The organism is Streptomyces caatingaensis (assembly GCF_001187435.1).
In the GTDB taxonomy this organism is placed as follows: Bacteria; Actinomycetota; Actinomycetes; order Streptomycetales; family Streptomycetaceae; genus Streptomyces; species Streptomyces caatingaensis.
Map to the genome: position 1 here is coordinate 149,023 of NZ_LFXA01000013.1, position 17,399 is coordinate 166,421.

At 74.4% G+C, this 17,399-nt stretch carries 14 protein-coding genes and 2 pseudogenes; 12 read left to right on the forward strand and 4 right to left on the reverse strand.

Going from position 1 to position 17,399, the window contains the following annotated elements; genetic code table 11:
- Positions 1 to 35 precede the first annotated feature (35 nt).
- From AC230_RS20005 to AC230_RS20025, 5 genes are read left to right on the forward strand one after another with little or no spacing between them, the layout of a single operon-like run.
- Positions 36 to 1,190 (forward strand): glycosyltransferase, encoded by a 1,155-nt coding sequence (locus tag AC230_RS20005; RefSeq protein WP_049717677.1) that lies wholly within the window; start codon positions 36 to 38, stop codon positions 1,188 to 1,190.
- Positions 1,187 to 1,894, forward strand: coding sequence for a hypothetical protein (locus AC230_RS20010; RefSeq protein ID WP_049717678.1), 708 nt, complete (start codon positions 1,187 to 1,189; stop codon positions 1,892 to 1,894). The genes AC230_RS20005 and AC230_RS20010 overlap by 4 nt, the downstream gene beginning before the upstream one ends.
- Complete coding sequence (locus AC230_RS20015; protein WP_049717679.1) at positions 1,891 to 3,120, forward strand: glycosyltransferase family protein; 1,230 nt, start codon at positions 1,891 to 1,893, stop codon at positions 3,118 to 3,120. Before AC230_RS20010 ends, AC230_RS20015 begins: the two co-directional genes overlap by 4 nt.
- Positions 3,117 to 3,983, forward strand: coding sequence for a hypothetical protein (locus AC230_RS20020; protein WP_049717680.1), 867 nt, complete (start codon positions 3,117 to 3,119; stop codon positions 3,981 to 3,983). The genes AC230_RS20015 and AC230_RS20020 overlap by 4 nt, the downstream gene beginning before the upstream one ends.
- 58 nt (positions 3,984 to 4,041) lie before the next feature.
- Positions 4,042 to 4,563, forward strand: a complete 522-nt coding sequence (locus AC230_RS20025) for a P-loop nucleotide/nucleoside kinase family protein (RefSeq protein ID WP_241833297.1) — start codon at positions 4,042 to 4,044, stop codon at positions 4,561 to 4,563.
- A 75-nt stretch (positions 4,564 to 4,638) separates the two neighbouring features.
- Here AC230_RS20025 and AC230_RS20030 read toward each other — a convergent pair whose 3' ends face one another.
- Complete coding sequence (locus AC230_RS20030) at positions 4,639 to 5,277, reverse strand: Tn3 family transposase (RefSeq protein ID WP_157868613.1); 639 nt, start codon at positions 5,275 to 5,277, stop codon at positions 4,639 to 4,641.
- Between the two features lie 40 nt (positions 5,278 to 5,317).
- Between AC230_RS20030 and AC230_RS20040 the strand changes: the two are divergent.
- Positions 5,318 to 6,518, forward strand: a pseudogene (locus AC230_RS20040) (IS3 family transposase).
- A 100-nt stretch (positions 6,519 to 6,618) separates the two neighbouring features.
- Here the strand turns inward: AC230_RS20040 and AC230_RS20045 are convergent.
- Positions 6,619 to 7,756 (reverse strand): annotated as a pseudogene (locus AC230_RS20045) (NADAR family protein).
- 61 nt (positions 7,757 to 7,817) lie between these two features.
- Here AC230_RS20045 and AC230_RS20050 point away from each other — a divergent pair.
- Positions 7,818 to 8,156: a DUF6193 family natural product biosynthesis protein gene (locus AC230_RS20050; protein ID WP_078871414.1), complete on the forward strand. Its 339-nt coding sequence runs from the start codon at positions 7,818 to 7,820 to the stop codon at positions 8,154 to 8,156.
- Between the two features lie 202 nt (positions 8,157 to 8,358).
- Here the strand turns inward: AC230_RS20050 and AC230_RS20055 are convergent, their stop codons facing one another.
- A complete protein-coding gene (locus AC230_RS20055) occupies positions 8,359 to 8,817 on the reverse strand; it encodes a phosphatase domain-containing protein (protein ID WP_049717682.1) in 459 nt (152 codons plus the stop codon).
- Positions 8,818 to 8,889: 72 nt separating this feature from the next.
- On the opposite strand from AC230_RS20055, the gene AC230_RS20060 reads away from it, so the two are divergent.
- Both AC230_RS20060 and AC230_RS20065 read left to right on the forward strand, forming a co-directional pair.
- Positions 8,890 to 9,120, forward strand: coding sequence for a hypothetical protein (locus AC230_RS20060; protein WP_157868614.1), 231 nt, complete (start codon positions 8,890 to 8,892; stop codon positions 9,118 to 9,120).
- Complete coding sequence (locus AC230_RS20065; protein WP_049717684.1) at positions 9,117 to 9,866, forward strand: nucleotidyltransferase domain-containing protein; 750 nt, start codon at positions 9,117 to 9,119, stop codon at positions 9,864 to 9,866. The genes AC230_RS20060 and AC230_RS20065 overlap by 4 nt, the downstream gene beginning before the upstream one ends.
- Before the next feature lie 139 nt (positions 9,867 to 10,005).
- Here AC230_RS20065 and AC230_RS20070 read toward each other — a convergent pair whose 3' ends face one another.
- On the reverse strand, positions 10,006 to 11,466 hold the full coding sequence (locus AC230_RS20070; RefSeq protein ID WP_078871415.1) for an MFS transporter: 1,461 nt from the start codon (positions 11,464 to 11,466) through the stop codon (positions 10,006 to 10,008).
- Positions 11,467 to 11,847: 381 nt separating this feature from the next.
- Between AC230_RS20070 and AC230_RS20075 the strand changes: the two genes are divergently transcribed.
- The 3 genes from AC230_RS20075 to AC230_RS20085 all read left to right on the forward strand — a co-directional run bounded on the left by AC230_RS20075 (position 11,848) and on the right by AC230_RS20085 (position 17,336).
- Complete coding sequence (locus AC230_RS20075; protein WP_049717685.1) at positions 11,848 to 13,554, forward strand: AMP-binding protein; 1,707 nt, start codon at positions 11,848 to 11,850, stop codon at positions 13,552 to 13,554.
- A 294-nt stretch (positions 13,555 to 13,848) separates the two neighbouring features.
- Positions 13,849 to 15,696 carry a CoA transferase gene (locus AC230_RS20080; protein WP_053161289.1) on the forward strand — a complete coding sequence of 616 codons (1,848 nt, stop codon included), beginning with the start codon at positions 13,849 to 13,851 and terminating at the stop codon, positions 15,694 to 15,696.
- A complete protein-coding gene (locus AC230_RS20085) occupies positions 15,693 to 17,336 on the forward strand; it encodes a class I adenylate-forming enzyme family protein (protein WP_049717686.1) in 1,644 nt (547 codons plus the stop codon). Before AC230_RS20080 ends, AC230_RS20085 begins: the two co-directional genes overlap by 4 nt.
- Positions 17,337 to 17,399 lie beyond the last annotated feature (63 nt).

The following is a 17,399-nucleotide window of genomic DNA, read 5'->3' on the forward strand; positions in this document are numbered from 1 at the left end:
CGGACGACCGCGGGCCCGGCGGGAGGGAGACCGCCGTGCGGCTGCTGTATCTGCTGAACATCTCCAACCCCGGACGGCTCTCGGCCGACTCCGGCTTCACCTTCGCCGACCTCCTCAGCCCGGCCCTGGCTGACGCCGGGGTGGACGTGACCGTGGCTGCCCCGGCCCCCGCCGGGGATGAGCGGGTGGGCTTCGCGCCGACGGTCTCGCCGTCCACGAAGTACCGGGCCCGCCTCGACCCCGGCCTCGACGAGCTCGTGGCGCTCGTGCGCCGGGTCCGGCCGGAGGTGGTGGTGGCCAACCAGATCGAGGCCGCCCCCGCGATCCGCGCCGCCCTCCTCGAAGCCGGGACGGACGCACGGATCGCCGGGTACTGCCACTACCTTCCCTTCTCCTTCACCGACGACGGCGACCTGGAGCTCGACCCGTCCCTCGACGACGGTGGCCTCGGCCGGAGTGTTCTGCTGTCCTTCGCCGCCGGCCTCGCCGCCTGCGACCGCGTCCTCGTCCACTCCGCCACGGCCGCGTCCTGGACCACGGCGGCCGCCGACCGTACGGGCGTGGAACTCGCCGAGAAGCTGCACGTCGTGCCCGCCCCCAGGGACGAGCGCCTGGTCCGCGACCCCGCCGACAACCTGCCGCCGGACGGCCGCGCGACGGCGGTCTACAACCACCGCCTCTACGCGCACTACGGCACCGCCCGCTTCACCCAGCTCGCCCAGCACTTGGTCGCCGAGGCGCCGGTGGAGCTGACGGTGATGGACCTCTTCGGCACCCGCAGCCCCGAGCGCGTCCGCCTCGACCCCAGCCCCGAACGCCACCGCGACGAACTCGCCACCCTCGACGGCGTCACCATCGCCTCGGACCGCGGCGACCGGGTGCGCTACCGGAACCTGCTGGCCGGCGCCCACTTCGGCATCGCGCCCTTCCGGCCCGGGTGCCCGTGGTCGATGTCGGTGGTGGACTGCCAGGGGATGGGCCTGCCGGTCATCGCCCCGCGCACCGGATGGCTGGCCGAGCACATCGACGACGACCTGCTCTTCGACACCGACGACCAGGCCGTCCAGATCGCCTGCCGGCTGGCCACCGACGCGGAGTTCTACCGGGTGCACGCCAAGCGCGCCCACGCCTCCACCGCCGACTTCGCCCCGGCCGCCGTGGCCGCCCGCTACCTGGAGGCCATCGCATGACCAGCGCGTTCGACGCCGTGCTGCTGTCCTACGACGAGCCGATGGCCAACGCCCTGCACCGACGCCTGGGCCGCGTGCTGGGCGGCACGGTCAAGCGTCTGCACGGCGTGCGGGGCATGCGCCGGGCCTACCGGCTGTGCGCCGAGCTGGCCGACACCGAGCAGTTCTTCCTCGCCGACGGCGACTTCTCCATCGACACCCGCTTCCCCACCGCCGACGTGCAGCCGCTGGCCGACGGCATCTCGATGCGGGTATGGCGGGCGGTCAACCCGGTCAACGGCCTGACCTACGGCTACGGCGGGCTCAAGCTCATCCGGCGGTCGGCCTTGCGGGAGATGGGCGAGGCCGTCGACGTCCTCGCAGCCCTCCCGGGCAAGGTGGAGTTCTGCGAGGTCACGGCCGGGACGACCCAGTTCAACCAGAGCCCGTACCACGCCTGGAAGGCCGGTTTCCGGGAGTGCGCGATGCTTGCACGCGGCAGCGAGTACGGCATGGCCGATGCCGACGCCCAGGCCCGCCTCGACGCCTGGACGGCCAGCCGCGAGGGCGACTTCGCCACCTACGCGGCGGCCGGCGCCTGCGACGGCATCGCCTTTGCCCGCCAGGCCGCACGGGACACGGCCCGGTTCGACGCGCTCAACGATCCCGCGTGGCTGAAGGACCGGTTCACGGCCGCGCACGGCGAGCAGGCGGTCGCCGGATGACCGCCGATCGTCCGCTGGTGGTCATCGAGCCGGGTGCCCACCGGCTCGGCGGGCACCACCCGCGCACCCTCGCCGCGCTCGTCGCCGCCAGGCCCGGCAGCGTGGTCATCGCCCCGTACGGCGCCGCCGACCCCGCCCCGCTCCGCCAGGCCGGCGCCCACCTGGTCACCGGCGCCCGGGGACCGGCCGCGGCCGTGCTGCTGGCCGCCGCCCAGTGGGCGACCGCCGTCTCGGCGGCCGGGCAGAAGGCGTTCGCTTCTCGCCGGTGGCCGCTAGCGGTGCGACGATCTCCGCACCAGGTCACGCTGATCGCCCGGTGCCTGACCGAGGCCGCCTGTCTGCGGACGGCCCGGCACCTGGTCCAGGAGCCGGGGGCAGTGGTGGTGCTCAGCGCGAGCGAGGCCCTGCACGGCGCCGCCGCTCTCCTCGGCGGACAGCCCCACCTGCGGTTCATCCACGAAGCCATCACCACCGAGGACGCCCCCGTGCGGCTCCTCGGGCGACTCGCCCGCCGCGGCGAGCGGCGGGTGATCGCGCTGTACCCGACGGAGGCCGTCCGGGACCAGTTCACCGACGCCTTCCCGTGCGTTGCCCGGGAGGCACGGGCGTTCGCGGTCGACGACGGCCGCCGGCTCACCGGGGCCGAGCGGGACGGCGCCCGTACCGCCTTTGGCATCCCGGCCGACGCTGCGGCGGTGTGCCTGGTCGGCGGCTGGTGGCCCTACAAGGACATCGCCACCGTCGACGCCGCCCTCGCCCGGCTCACCCGGCCGCTGCACCTGCTGGTCACCGGCACCCCGCTCGACGAGAAGGTGCTGGCCCGCTGGCACCAGCTCCCGCGGGTCCGCCTCCACACCGTGCCCGGACCGGTCGGCGAGCAGGTTCTCCGCCTGGTCTACGCCGCTGCCGACGCGGCCCTGGTCACCCGCCGCCCCGGGGTCGGCAAGGAGTCCGGGCTGGTCATGGACGCCGCCCGCCTCGGCGTCCCCCTTCTCGTCTCCGACCACGACCCCGCCCTCACCAGCAGGATCGCCGGGCAGCCGTGGGCCCGGCTGTTCCCGGCCGGCGACCCCGCCGCCCTCGCCACCATCCTCGACAGCCTCGCCTCCGGGCCGCCCGAGCGGCCCGGGCCGGGGGCCCCGGAGGCGGTGGGCATGGCCACGGCGGCCGAGCAGGCCGTCTTCCTCACCACCACCTACACCCGCCTCATCGAGGAGTCGCGATGACACCCGCCCCGCCCGTGCTGGTCGCGGTGATCGGCCCCGTGGAACCGGCCCTGCTGACCGCCTGGACCGCCCACTACCGCGCGCTCGGCATCACCGACTTCCGCCTCGCCTTCCACTTCCCCGACCACACCCCCGCCCCTTGGCGGGACCAGCTGCTGGCCACCGCCGCAGGGCTCGGCGTCCCCCCTGCGACGGTCAGCACCGGTCCGTGGCACGAGCACACCAACACCCAGCTCCGGGACACCCTGCGCGAGCAGGCCGGGCCCGGCTGGCACCTGCTCGCCGACTCCGACGAGCTCCACACCTACCCCGCCCCACTCACAGAGGTGATCGCCGCGGCGGAGACGGCAGGTCGGCCGGTGGTGGGCGGGCTGATGCTCGACCGCGTCGCCCCCGACGGCCGCCTTGCCCACTGGCAGGCGGAGACCGGGCTGGACCGCGCGTTTCCCCTCGGCGGGCACCTCACCCACCGGCTCCTGCACGGCGACCCCCGCAAGATTGTCCTCGCCCGGTCCGAGGTTTCCGTGGCGTCCGGCAACCACCGGGCCCCCGGCCACAGGCCCGACCACGGCACGCTGGCCTGCGTGCACCACTTCAAATGGCGCGCGGGCGTCCTGGACGACCTCCGCCGCCGGGTCGAGAACTTCACCTCCGGCGCCTGGGCCGAGCACACCCCGGCCGTACGGGACGAGGCCGGACGGCTGCTGGAGCACACCGGCCGGCACCACGGCCGGATCGACGTCGCCGACCCCCGCCTCGGCTTCCGCCGCGTCACCCTCGACGGCCCGCCGGCCGGGTGGGCGGCTGAGGCCCGGACCATCGTCACCCGATGGCGGCCACCCGCCGCGAACAGCCACCGGTAGCCGGTCCCGGTCGGCAAGAATGGACACCGTGGGACCAGCTGGGAAGGGAGAGGCGGACGTGACGGAGCGCGCGCCGACGGCGGTGCTGCTGGTGGGCATCACCGGCTCCGGCAAGACCATGCTCGCCCGCGCCCTCGCCGACCGGGGGATGGTCCGGCTGTCCGTGGACGAGGAGGTCCACCGCCTCCACGGCCGCTACGGCATCGACTACCCCGAGGACACCTACTTCGAGCGCGAACGCCCCGTCGTCGAGGCGATCCGCCGCCGGCTCGCCGAGCACCTGGCCGCCGGGGGCGACGTCGTCCTGGACCACGGCCTGTGGCTGCGCGAAGACCGCGACGCCTGGAAGAAGCTCGTCGAGGCCGCCGGTGGCCGGTGGCGGCTGATCTACCTGCCAGTCGACCGGGACGAGCTCCTGCGGCGCCTGGCCGACCGCAACCAGCGTGAAGACGCCAACGCCCTCACCGTCAGTCCCGAGGCGCTGGACGACTTCTTCGCCCGCTTCGAACCCCCGGCGCCCGACGAGCACGCCGTCGTCTACACCGGCGACCCCGGCGCCGTGCTCCCGGCCGTCGCCTGACGGGCCACTGTCCGTACGCTGCCGGTGCCATGGACGGGGAGTGCGACGGCCCCCGCCCAGGGTGTACCCGTCCCCTTACTCCTCGGCCTCGCCCGGCTCCCGCAGGGGCCGCAGGGCCCCGTTGCTGTGGAAACGGATGATGGGGTAGCGGCCGTGGAAGTTGATGTGCTCGTGGACCAGCGGGGACAGGCGTGAGCGGATCTCGGGAGAGATGGTGACGCCCCCGGCCTCCAGCTTCTTGACCGCCGCGTCGATGTAGAGCGTGTTCCACCAGACCACGGCGTTGAGGGCAAGGCCGTGGGCGCCGAGCTGGTCTTCCATGCCGTCGCGGTAGCCGTGGCGGAGCTCGCCGAGCCGTCCGAAGAAGATCCGCCGGCCCAGTGAGTGGCGGCCTTCGCCGATGTTGAGCTGGACGCCGATCATGCGCCGGTATGCCTCGGAGTCGAGGAACTGGAGCAGGTGGAGGGTCTTGAAGATGCGCCCGTAGCGGGCGAACGCGTCCCCCAGGCCGGTCATGCGGTCGCCGCTGGCCATCATCATCCGCAGCAGGTCGTACGCCCGCACCTTCCCGGTCTGCAACGACCCGGCGACACGGAGCATGTCCTCCCAGTGCGCCCGGATCCGCTCGGCCTGCACCCGGTGCCGGGAGACCGGCTCCAGCGGCCCGTAGTCCGCGCTCATGTCGAAGGGGCCTTGACCCCGGATCTCGGACACTCGAGACAGTAGATCTTGAGGGTCTGAGAACGGACATGTCGTGGTCATGAAGCACTATCCGGCCGAGTTCAAGCGGGACGCGGTCGAGCTCTTCCGGTCCCGTCCCGGGGCAACGATCAAGCAGGTCGCCGCTGACCTGGGCATCAACCCGGGACGCTGCGGAACTGGATCCGGGCGGCCGGCGCGGGCCGGCCCCGGGGACGGGGCGAGACGGCCCCGGTGCCGCAGTCCCCGCTCGAGGCCGAGCTCGCCGCCGCGCGCAAGCGGATCCGTGAGCTGGAGGAGGAACGCGAGATCCTGCGGAGGGCCGCGAAGTATTTCGCCGGGGAGACGCGCTGGTGAACCGCTGCCAGTTCGTTGAGGACCACCAGCGCCGATACGGCGTCAAGCGGTTGTGCCGGATCCTGGGCATCGCCCGTTCGAGCTTCTACTACTGGCGCTCCACCGCTCCCGCCCGGGCCGCCCGGCAGACCGCGGACGCCCAGCTCGCGGCGCGAATACGCCGGGCCCACCGGGATTCCGACGGCACCCACGGCGTCCCGAGGAGCACCGCTGAACTGCGTGAGGACGGCGGCGGGCGCGTGAACCACAAGCGTGTCGCCCGTGTGATGCGGTCCATCGGCCTGGCGGGCCTGCGCCTGCGGCGCCGTCATCGCACCACCGTCCCCGACCCGGCCGCCGCGAAGGCCCCGGACCTGATCGGCCGGGACTTCACCGCCAGATCGCCGAACACGAAGTACGTCGGGGACATCACCCACATCCCTCTGACCAGCGGAAAGTTCCTCTACCTCGCGACCGTCATCGACCTGGCATCCCGTCGCCCGGCCGGCTGGGCCCTGGCCGACCACATCCGCACCGAACTCGTCACCGACGCCCTGGCCGCCGCCCGGCGGACCCGCCGCACCCTGCGCGACGCGGTGCTGCATACCGATCACGGAGCCCAGTACACGGCCCGGTCCTTCGCCGCGGCCTGCCGCCAGGCCGGCGTGATCCAGTCCATGAGCGCGGTCGGCAGCAGCGCGGACAACGCCCTCGCGGAGTCCTTCAACGCGACCTGCAAACACGAGACCCTGCAAGGACGGCGGGCTTTCGCCGACGAGCGCGAAGCCCGGCTCACCCTGTTCCGGTGGCTGCACCGCTACAACACCGTCCGGCGCCACACCGCCCTCGGACACCGCAGCCCCATCACCTACGAACACACACTCGACACACCATCAACTACGCTGGCCTCAGCCGCATAACCCGTGTCCACGATCAAGGGCCAGGGACCAAACCCCGGACGAGACAAGTCTGTCCAACTGAACAAAACGCTGCGCTTCAGTGCCCAGGTCAAGCCGTTGCCTACTGAAATGCCGCATGCGACCCAACACCGGCCCGCCGGGCGTGCAGTTCGGAGCGGACGAGTTCGAGCAGCCGCCCGGTCCAGTTGCGGCCCCGGCCAGCCTTGTCGCCCCAGAAGGCGGAGTCGGCGTCGTCGTAGACGAGAGTCGCGTCACCGGTGCCGTAGCAGGATCTCCGCCAAGTCGGGGTGCTGCGTGTACTTGGCGCGCAGGAGAGCGGTCATGACGGCCGTGCGGGCCTGTTCCCAGCCTTCGCGCCGGGTGGCCCCGGCGGCAAGTGCGCAGGCATCGGACGAGGTGTCCGCCGCGGCGACGGCGGCCCGCACGGCGGGATCGGTGACCGACAGGGCCCAATAGGCGTGGGCCACTGACGTGTAGGTGCTGCCGTCGAAGTCGACGGGGGCAGGGTAGTCGTTGCGCAGGCCCACCGTGCCCGGGTCGTCCCGACGCTCCTGCGGATACGACTGGTATAGGTGGATCGCCGGTGCGTACGGTGTCGCGGGCCCGTCGGCAGGGACCCGCGAGGACGCCTCGGCGGCCGACCGGGCCCGCTTCTCGAAGTACGCGACGGCCTGGTCGTAGTCCTCCTGCGAGACGGGCTTCCCCGTCCACCAGCCCTCGACCACCGCCCCCGGCCCGGCGACCAGCACCTTGAGCGGCCAGTCCTTGCGGTCCATGTCGCTCAGCACGTACCGGCGCCGGGTCTCCGGGACGGCCAGGTAGGCGGCACGTACGGCGGCGCGGTTCTCTTCGGTCCGGTCGGCGAGGAACACGTCGACGGCGGCCCGGCACCGCGCGGCCGAATCGGGACGGCCGTTCAGCCGCTCGATGGTGTCCCGCACCTCGGCGATCATCAGCTCGGGGGTGAGCCGTGTGCTCGGCTCACCGAACTTCCAGGCGGCCAGGTTACCGGCCGACGCCCGGGCGCCCTCGGGGATTTCGGTGGCCACCCAGCCGCAGCGCAGCTTCCGCTCGAATTCCTCGAGGGTGACCAGGCCCCAGCAGTCGATCAGGCCGTCGGCGTACATGACGAGGTCGGTGAGGAAGAACGTCCCACCGTTGCGGATGAAGGCGTGCCGCCAGGTTCCGGGTATGCGGGTGCCATCCGCCGTCCGGTAGGTGATCCGGTTGTTGATCATTCCGTGATTGTGCCCCGGTCGTCCCTGGCCTCCCACCTCCCCTCCCCGGCATCATCACAGAATGAACAGCAGTGTCGAAGCCGCCTGGCAGAAGATCCTGACCCTCGCCGACCAGCCCGTCGGGCCGAAGGGGATCCCGTTCCGCGACCGGTTAGCCGAGTTGGCACGGGTGGCATACGCCGAGCCGCGGTTGCGTCGGCTCCGTCCGTGGACAGGCATGTGGGAGCTGCACTTCAGCAGGTGCACGGAATTCCCTCCGACCTGGGACCTCCCCTACATCTGCCCGGGGGCGTCCGGCGGTTACTGGGTCGAGGGACCGACGCGGGTCTGCCCGCGGATCGCCGAGACGGACAGCGCCCAGGCCGCTGTCGCCGTGGTCGTCGAACGGCTGCCCGCGTAGAGCGGCCCGCTCTTCGTGGGCAACGCCCACGAACTGGCCGCCTATGAAAGGGCGAAGGGCTGAGCGGCAGCGCACCGCCACCGCGCCCGCCGCCATGGCGCCGGGGCGGAACACCGTCCCGTCCGGCGTGGGCGCTCCGAGGTGCCCCGCTCCCGGGCGGGGGGCGGGAGTGTGCCGTGACCGGTCCCGGGCGCGGGTGATCCTAGGGCCGGGGACCGGCGACCGACCCGTCGGCCGGGAACCGGCGGACGTACCGCTTCTGCCAGGGCGTCTCGACCGCGCGCCGGTCGTAGTGCCGGCGGACGTAGGCGACGGCCTCCGCGGCCGGGACGCCGTCCAGGACGGCGAGGCAGGCGAGTGCTGTTCCCGTCCTGCCGCGCCCGCCGCCGCAGGCGAGTTCGACGCGTTCGGTCGCGGCCCGTCGCCAGGCCTCGTGCAGGAGCGCGCGGGCCTGCCGGCCGTCGGCGGGCAGCCGGAAGTCGGGCCAGCGCAACCAGCGGGCGTCCCAGGGGACTTGGGGTGGCTGCTTGCCGAGGAGGTGGAGGGCGAAGGCGGGTTCGGGGCCGGCGGGCAGCGGGCGGCTCAGGGCGCGGCCGCGGACGCGCCGGCCGGAGGGCAGTTGCATGACGCCGGGGGCGCCCTCGTCCCAGGTGACGGTCATGCGCCCACCGTAGTCGAACGCCGTTCCCCGCCGCCCCGCTCTGCTGATCGGCGCAGTGCTACGTTGGAGCGCATGGCTCTTCGTGACGCGGTCATGGTCGCGCTCCTGGAGGGCGGGGCCTCCGGATGCGACCTCGCCGAGCAGTTCGGGGCGCCGGTCGCCGGCTTCTGGACGGCCGGTCCGCAGCGGATCCACCGCGGACTCGAACGCATGGAGGACGAGGACCTGGCGGCCGAGCCCGGCAAGCGGCTCTTCCCGCGCCCCGGACTCAGCTTGTTTCCGTACCGATTGGTCCTCGCATGAACGACGCGGAATTTCTCGGCCACGTCGCCGGCCGGCTCGCCGGCCTGCCGTCCGTCCAGGCCGTGGCCCTCGGCGGGTCGCGCGCCCAGGGCACGCACACCGCGGCCAGCGACTGGGACGTGGCCCTGTACTACCGGGGCGGCTTCGACCCGGACGACCTGCGCGCCGTCGGCTGGGAGGGCGAGGCGTCGGAGATCGGCGGCTGGGGCGGGGGCGTCTTCAACGGGGGCGGCTGGTTCACCGTCGACGGGCGGCGGCTCGACGTCCACTACCGTGACCTGGACGTCGTCGAGCACGAGCTCGCCGAGGCGCGGGAGGGGCGCTTCCACTGGGAGCCCCTGATGTTCCATCTCGCCGGTATTCCCAGCTACTTGGTCGTCGCGGAGCTCGCGCTCAACGAGGTGCTGCGCGGTTCCCTCCCCCGGCCCGGGTTCCCCGAGGCGTTGCGCGCCGCCGCGCCGCCGGTGTGGCGCGAGCGGGCGACGCTGACGCTGCGGTACGCGCGGGCCGCCTATGCCGCGCGCGGCCTCGTCACCGAGCTCGCCGGGGCGTTGGCCGTCGCGGCGGCGGAGACGGCCCACGCGGTGCTCGCCGGGCGGGGTGAGTGGGTCACCAACGAGAAGCGGCTGCTGGAGCGGGCGGGGTTGCGTGGCCTCGACGCGATCGTGACCGGGATGCGGGCCGAGGTGTCGTCGCTGGACCGGGCCCTGGACGCGGCGGAGGAGCTCTTCGCGGGCGCGGTCTGAGGAGCGCCGGACTTCCGGCGCCCGAGGCACGGGCCGTTCAAGTAGCTGAGGAGCCGGCCTTCCGGCGCCCGAGGCACCGGCCGTTCGGTACCTGAAGAGCCGGCCGTTCGGCCCGTCCCCGTCCCCCGCCCCCGTCCCCTCACGCCGACGTCGCGTCGACCGCCCCCTCCCGGTCCTCCCCCTCCTCCCCCTCCGCCACCGCCCCCTCAGAGCGCCCCCGGAGGACGAGCCACAGGCCGATGAGGACGCCGAGGGCCGCGAGGGCGGCGGCGCCGAGGAAGGCGAGGTGGTAGCCCTCGTTGAGGGCGCCGCGGCGGGGTCCGCCGACGGCGTCGGCGCGTTCGTCGGCGAGGGCGGCGAGGAGGGCGACCCCGAGGCCGGCGCCCACGCGCTGGGCGGTGTTGACGACGGCGGAGACGACGCCGGTCTCGTGGTCGGCCACGGCCTTCACCGCGGGCATGGTGGATCCGACGAAGACCGCCGGGAGTCCGACGGCGAAGATCAGGGCGCCGGGAAGGTAGTCGGTCACGAAGGAGCCGCCGGCCGGGAGCATCCCGAAGAGCACCAAGCCGGTGGCGAGCAGCGCCATCCCGGCCGTGAGGACCACGCGCGGGCCCCACTTGGCGAGCGCGGCGGGCACGGCCAGGCGTGACACCGCCAGGTTCACGGCGGCGATGGGCAGGACGGCGAGCCCGCTCTTGAGGGCGCTGTAGCCCTGGACCTCCTGGAAGTAGAGGGCGAGGAAGACGAAGGCCGGGACGTGGGCCGCGCCGACGATGACACTGGCCAGCGTGGATCCGGTGACGTCGAGGTCGCGGAAGAACCGGAAGGGCAGCAGCGGGTCACGGGAGCGCGTCTCGATCCAGAGGAAGGCCGCGCCGAGGACGACTCCGGCCGCGCCGAGCCCGGCCGTGACGGGGCCGAGGTCCCCCTCGGCGGCGACCGTGACGACGTACACCAGCAGCAGGAGGGAGCCGGTGCCGGTGACGATGCCGGGCAGGTCGAGCCGGGCGGCGGGCGTGGTCGCCGGCGCGTCGGCGGGCAGCAGCCGCCCGCTGAACAGCAGTCCGGCGACGCCGATCGGCACGTTGATCAGGAAGATCCAGTGCCAGCTGAGCAGTTGGACGATGAGTCCGCCGAGGACGACACCGCCGGCCGCGCCGACGGCCCCCATCGCGCTCCACCAGCCGAAGGCCCTGCGGTAGGCGGCGGGTTCGGTGAAGGAGGCGGCGAGCAGGGAGAGTTCGGCGGGGACGAGGATCGCCGCGCCGACGCCCTGCAGGGCGCGCGCGGCGATGAGCAGCCACGCCCATCCGGCGAGCCCGGCGAGCAGGGATCCCAGGGTGAAGACGGTGAGTCCCGCCCGGAAGAGGCGGCGGCGTCCGAGGATGTCGGTCGCCCGCCCGGCCCCCAACTGGAAGCCGCCGAAGGTCACTTGGTAGGCGGTGCCCACCCAGGCGAGCCCGACGACGGTGAGCCCCAGGCCCGCGCCGATGGCGGGCAGCGCGACGTTGACGATCGACACGTCCAGGAACACCACGAGCTCCACCGAGGTGAGCAGCAACAGCACACCTCTTCTGCCCCGCAGCACGGCCGCCACGGCCCCACCCTCCCCTCGCCCGGGAGTACCCGGGACGGTACCGGGACGCGTCCCGGTACCCGTCCGGGACTTGTCCGAGTCAGGGTCTAGAGTCTGTCACTAGAGTGAGCCACTATTCAAGCGCCGGGGGCCGCACCGGGGGACCGCGCCGAGGGCTACGGCACCGGCCGACGGGGCGCGCCGACGCGCGTCAACCGGAATCGGACTTATTTTATTCGCACTTGTAAATTTCTTGACTGTTTCGAACGCCGGAGTGAGGATTCAGTTATCCGCATGGGGGCACGGTCTTTTTGGTACGTACCACTATCCGCGTAAAACACCGAAGAACAGCGCGTGCAGGCACCAAACGTCATGCAGAGCGACATACCGGGGGGTCGCGCGATGAGGCGGGATGCCGAAACGGACTGTAGGAAGCTGCCCGGCGACGGTGCGCGGCGCCTCGCCGCACTCGCCGAGCAGTGGGACGTCGAACCGTCGCACATCGCCCTCGCGGTGATGCTCGCCGCTCTGTCCCGTCAGACCGCCGACGCCACGGTGGAGGCCGGCCGCGGGGGCGGGGCCCCGGTCCGCTGGGCGTTCCCCGCCGGGCTCCCGCTGCGCGAGGCGGCGCTGCGCGTCCGCGCCCGCCTGGCCACCGGAGCGGGCCCCGTCACCGTGGCCACGCCGGCCCCGGCGTCCGAACTCCCCGCCACGGTACGCCTGGAGGTCACCGGGGACGGCGCGGGCGGCCTCACGCTCCGCGCCTCCTGCTCCCCTCGCCAGGCCGAGCGGCTCCTGCACGCGCTGCGGCATGCCTACGGGCCGGACGCCACCGTCGGGGACGTCCCGGTGGCCTGCCCCACGGACGAGGCGGACCTGGACTTATGGGCGCGGACCCTGGCCCCCATCCCGTCCGTCACGCTGGACCAGGCGTGCGGCGGGATCGCGCGGGCGGCGCCCGGCCGGACCGCCCTCGTCCTGCCCGCGGGGACGGGCGGCGTCCCGGCGGAACGCCGCCTGGCCTACGGCCGGATCGAGGCGGAGGCCGTGCGCCTGGCGCGGCGGCTGGCCGGTTCCGGCGTGCGGCCCGGTGAGGCGGTCGTCGTCGCCTGCGACGACGTGGAGCGCGCCGTCGTCGGGCACGTGGCGGTGCTCAAGGCGGGCGCGGTGTGCGTCCCCGTGGGCCGGGTCACCGCCGGGGAGGCCGGGGAGATCGCCGAAGTCGCCGGTGCGCGGCGGGCGTTGTGCGCGGCGGCGAGCCGTGAGGTCTGGGAGCGCCACTGCCGCGTCCTGGACGTGACGGAGCCGCCCGGCGCCCCGCCCGCCGAAGCGGCGCTCCCCGCCCCCGACTTCACCGCGCCCGCGTATCTGCTGGTGGGCCCCGGCGGCGGCCGTCACGGCCGGGCGGCCCTGTCGGCCCACACGGCGTGGACCTCGGCGCTGGCCTCGCGCACCGCACGCGCCGGCCACCCGCCGGCCGGGGTCGTCACCGCCGGCGACCTCTCCGACGCCGCCGCGCTGACCGCGCTGTGGTGGGCGTTCACCTGCGGCGCGGAGCTGCGGTGGGCCGGCCCCCGCCGGCCGCTCGCCCCGCCCGGCGGAGCGCCGGAGGGCGGGGGGACGGGGACGACCGCCGCCGTCCTCTCCCCGGGCCGGTACCGGCGGCTGCTCGACGGCCTCCCGCCGGCGGCCGGGGGCGGCCCGGGATCCGTGGTCCTCTGCGGCGAGCCCTGCTCCGCCGATCTGGTGGGGCGGCACTTCGCCCGGTGGCCGGGGAGCCGGCTGTTCGCCGAGTTCAGCGGGGACGGCGGTCCGCTGCCGTGGGCCGCCCGGGAGGTGGGCCCCGCGGACGCGGGCCGCGCCCTGTGGAACGCCGGGCCGCCCTCCCCCAACGTCCGTGTGCGCGTCCTCGATCCGGCGGGGCGCTCGCTGCCCCCCGGCCTGGTCGGCGAGGTGTGCGCCGAGGGCGCCGCCCTCCCGCACGCGCTGCCGCGGCGCGCGGGCGGCGGGGTGCGCGGCGCCGTGGACGGTCCCCTGCGCTCCGGCCGGCTCGGCCGGCTGCGCATGGACGGCTCGCTGGAACTGGCCGGCGGCCCGCCACGCGGCTGACCGCCGCGCCGGCCCGCCACCGCGGCCGGGATTTCCCCGAACGGCTCTTTGCCGGCTCTTCGTACCGGCCATCACGGTGTCACCGGTGACAGCACTCCATGGCATAGGGCTGCCATCGGCGGGCTGCGGCTTCCGCATTTCTTTCCGAACGAAGACATGTATCCGTCCCATTCCTTCGGAGGGTTTTCCTTGCACACCGGCACAGCGCATTCCGAAGTATTTGCAGAAGCGGTTATGGCGAAGGACGCGTGCTCCGGTACCGGGCCCGTATCCGGGCCTCTGGACGGCTGTACGGTGCTGTACGCTGGCCGGTCGCGGGCGCTGGACGTGGCCCTGCGGCACCTGTCCTGTCTGGGCGCCCGGGCGCAGGCGCGCCCGGGCGGCGGCGACGCTCCGGCCACGCTGGAGGTGGTCCTCCCCGGCGGTTCCGTCCCGGAGGTGGGCTGCCGGGTCGACTGGTCGTGCGGCGCCGCGCCGGGAGGACCGGACGACGAGACGTCCGTCCAGGCCGCCACCGGGGTGATGGCGGTGCACGGCCGGCGCGTGGGCGGGCCGGTGCGGCTGCCGCTCGACTACGCCTCGGCGTGCGCCGGGGTCCTGGCCGTCCAGGGGGTGCTGGCCGCGCTCGTCGCCCGCGAGCGCGGCGGCCAGGTACGGCGCGTCGGGACGTCGGTCGTCCACGCGGCGCTGCTGGCGGTCTCCCAGTACCTGGCCGCGGCCACGGGTGACGAGGAGGAGGTGCTGCCCCCGGACGACCCGGCGGCCGGTCCGCCGTTCCGCAGCCGGGACGGTGTGTGGTTCGAGGCCGAGACGCTGGACGCCGGTCCCTGGCGGGCGTTCTGGTCCGCGCTGGGCGTGCCGCCGGCGGATGTCAGCCGTGGCTGGCGGCCGTTCATGCTGCGCTTCTCCAAGGCCGTGTCGCCGCTGCCGCGTTCGCTGGCGGCGGCGGTGGCCGCACGCGATTTCGCTGACCTCGCCGCCACGGCGGAGGCCACGGGGGTGAGCCTGTGCCGGATCCGCACCCTGGCCGAACGCCGCCTGGATCCGGGGCTGTTCACCGACGGCGCGGTGGCCGGCCCGTGGCGGATCACCCCGTACGCCGTCTCCCCGGCCGGGACCGGCACCGCCGCCGGCGGCCGGCCGCCCTCCGTCGAGCGGCCGTTGGAGGGGCTCACCGTCGTGGAGGCGGGGCGCCGTGTCCAGGCCCCGCTCGCCGCGCACGTCCTGCACCTGCTCGGGGCGGAGGTGATCCGGGTGGAACCGCCGGACGGCGACCCGCTGCGGGGCATGCCGCCGATGGCCGGGGACTGTTCGGCGCGCTTCCTCGCGCTGAACAAGGGCAAGGGGGTCCTGCACGCCGACCTCAAGGCGGTGGAGGGCCGGGCGGCCGTGGTGGACCTGCTGCGGGGGGCCGACGCCTTCCTGCACAACTGGGCGCCGGGCAAGGCCGCCGTCTTCGGTCTGGACTCCGACGCGCTGTCCGCCGTCAACCCCCGCCTGGTGTTCGCCCACGCGTCCGGCTGGGGGGACGCGCTGGGCCCCCGCCCGCCGCTGGGCACCGACTTCATGGCCCAGGCGCACTCCGGGCTCGCGCACACGATGGGCGGTGAGGCGGCTCCCCGGCCGTCGCTGATGACCCTGATCGACGTCCTGGGCGGGCTGGTGGCCGCCGAGGGCATGCTCGCGGGGCTGCTGCTGCGCGAGCGCACCGGGCGCGGGGCGCGGGTCGACTCCTCGCTGCTGTCCGCCACGACCGTGCTCCAGTACGCGGCCCTGGAAGGGGGTCCGCGGCACGGGCGGTCCGGGTGCGCGAAGCCCGCCGTTCCGGATCTGACGGGGCCGTGGCGCACGGCGGACGGCCGGCTGGCCGTGTCGGCCGCCTCGCACACCGCGGTCGGCCGGCTGTGCCGGGCGCTCGGCCTGGACCCCGGGCTGCCGGCGGACGCGCTGGGCGCCGCCGTGGCCGCCCGCCTGCTGGAACGTTCCGCCAGGTCCTGGGCCGGCACGCTCGCGGCCGCCGGCGTGACGGCCACCGAGGTCGTCACCGACGTGCGCGACCTGGAGCGCTCGGCCGTCGCCCGCCCCGCGCTCACCCGCGCCGAATGCGTCTTCGTCACCGCTCCCTGGAGGTTCGAGGCATGAGCTCCGCGTTCCGCGATCTGGTCCCCGCCGCCCTGCGCGCCCGCTGGACGCGGGAGGGCAACTATCCCGGGAAGACCCTCTTCGAGCTGTTCGAGGAGCGGGTGGCCGCGCACCCCGGCCGGCCGGCGGTCATCGACGGCGAGGGCGTCGTCACGTACGCCGGACTGCGCCGCCGGGCGCTGGCGCTGGCCCACGCCCTGGCCGAGGCGGGCACGCGGCCCGGTGACGTGGTGGCCGTCAACCTGGCCAACGGGCGGCTGGCCTGCGCCACCGACCTGGCCGTGGCCGCGCTCGGCGCGGTGTGCCTGCCGTACCCGGTCGGCCGGCGCCGCCAGGACACCCTCGCCATGCTGCGCCGTTCCCGGGCGGCCGTCGCGGTGGTCACCCGGCACACCGGCGGCACCGACTACGGGGCCATGCTCGACGGGCTGCGGCCCGAACTCCCGGACCTGCGCGAGGTGTTCGTCCTCGGCGAGCCGCTGCCCGGCATGCGTCCGCTGGACGCCGTGCCGGCGGATCCGCCCGCGTCGTTCGCCCCGTCGTTCCGTCCCGACCCCGACGCGGCGGCCCGCGTCCTCGTCTCCTCCGGTTCGGAGGCCGAGCCGAAGATGGTGGCGTACTCGCACAACGCCCTGGCCGGCGGGCGCGGGGCCTTCCTGCGCTCGCTGGTGCGCGGGCAGGAGCCGCCCCGCGTCATGTTCCTGGTGCCGCTGGCGTCGTCCTTCGGCTCCACCGGCACGTCCGTGACCCTCACGGTGCTCGGCGGCACGCTGGTGGTGCTGCCGCGGTTCGACGCGGCCGCCGCGGTCACCGCGGTCGGGCGGCACCGGCCCACCCACATCATGGGCGTGCCGACGATGTTCCAGGAGATGCTGGCCGATCCGCGGCTGCGGGACGGCGGTGTGGACACGTCCTCGCTGACCGCGGTCGTCTGCGGCGGCGCCGGGGTGGACCCGCGGACCGTCGAGGACTGCGTCCGCGCCTTCGGCTGCGCGTTCGTCAACCTCTACGGCTCCGCGGACGGCGTCAACTGCCATACGCAGGTGGAGGACGACCTGGTGACGGCGCAGACGACGGCGGGCCGCCCGAACCCCGCCGTGACCACCATCCGGATCACGCGGGAGGACGGCGGGGAGGCCGCGCCCGGGGAGACGGGCGAGATCTGGTCCAGGGGCCCGATGAGTCCCCTCTGCTACGTCAACGCGCCGGAGCTGGACGGCCGTTACCGCACCGCCGACGGCTGGGTGCGCACCGGCGACCTCGGGCGGATCGACGCGGCCGGGCGGCTGAACATCACCGGCCGCAAGAAGGAGATCATCATCCGGGCCGGGCTGAACATCAGCCCCGCCGAGGTGGAGCAGCTCGTCAACACCCATCCCGGCGTCAAGAGCGCCGTCTGCCTGGGGGTCCCGGATCCCTCGCTCGGGGAACGCGTCTGCGTGTGGGTGGTCGGGACTCCGGGACAACAGGCCCCGGACCTGGAGGAGTTGCGGCGCTATCTCTACGAGGAGCGCGGTCTGGAGCGGGCGAAGCTGCCCGAGCTGCTCCGGGTCGTCGACGAGCTGCCGATCAGCCCGGCGGGCAAGGTCGACAAGCACGCCCTGCGTGCCTCGGTCGCCGCGCCGGCCGGCACGCCCTGAGCCGGTGCCGGGCCCTGGATTCCCCCGCCGGGGCCCGGCACCTTCCCTCCCCCAGCCCCTGTC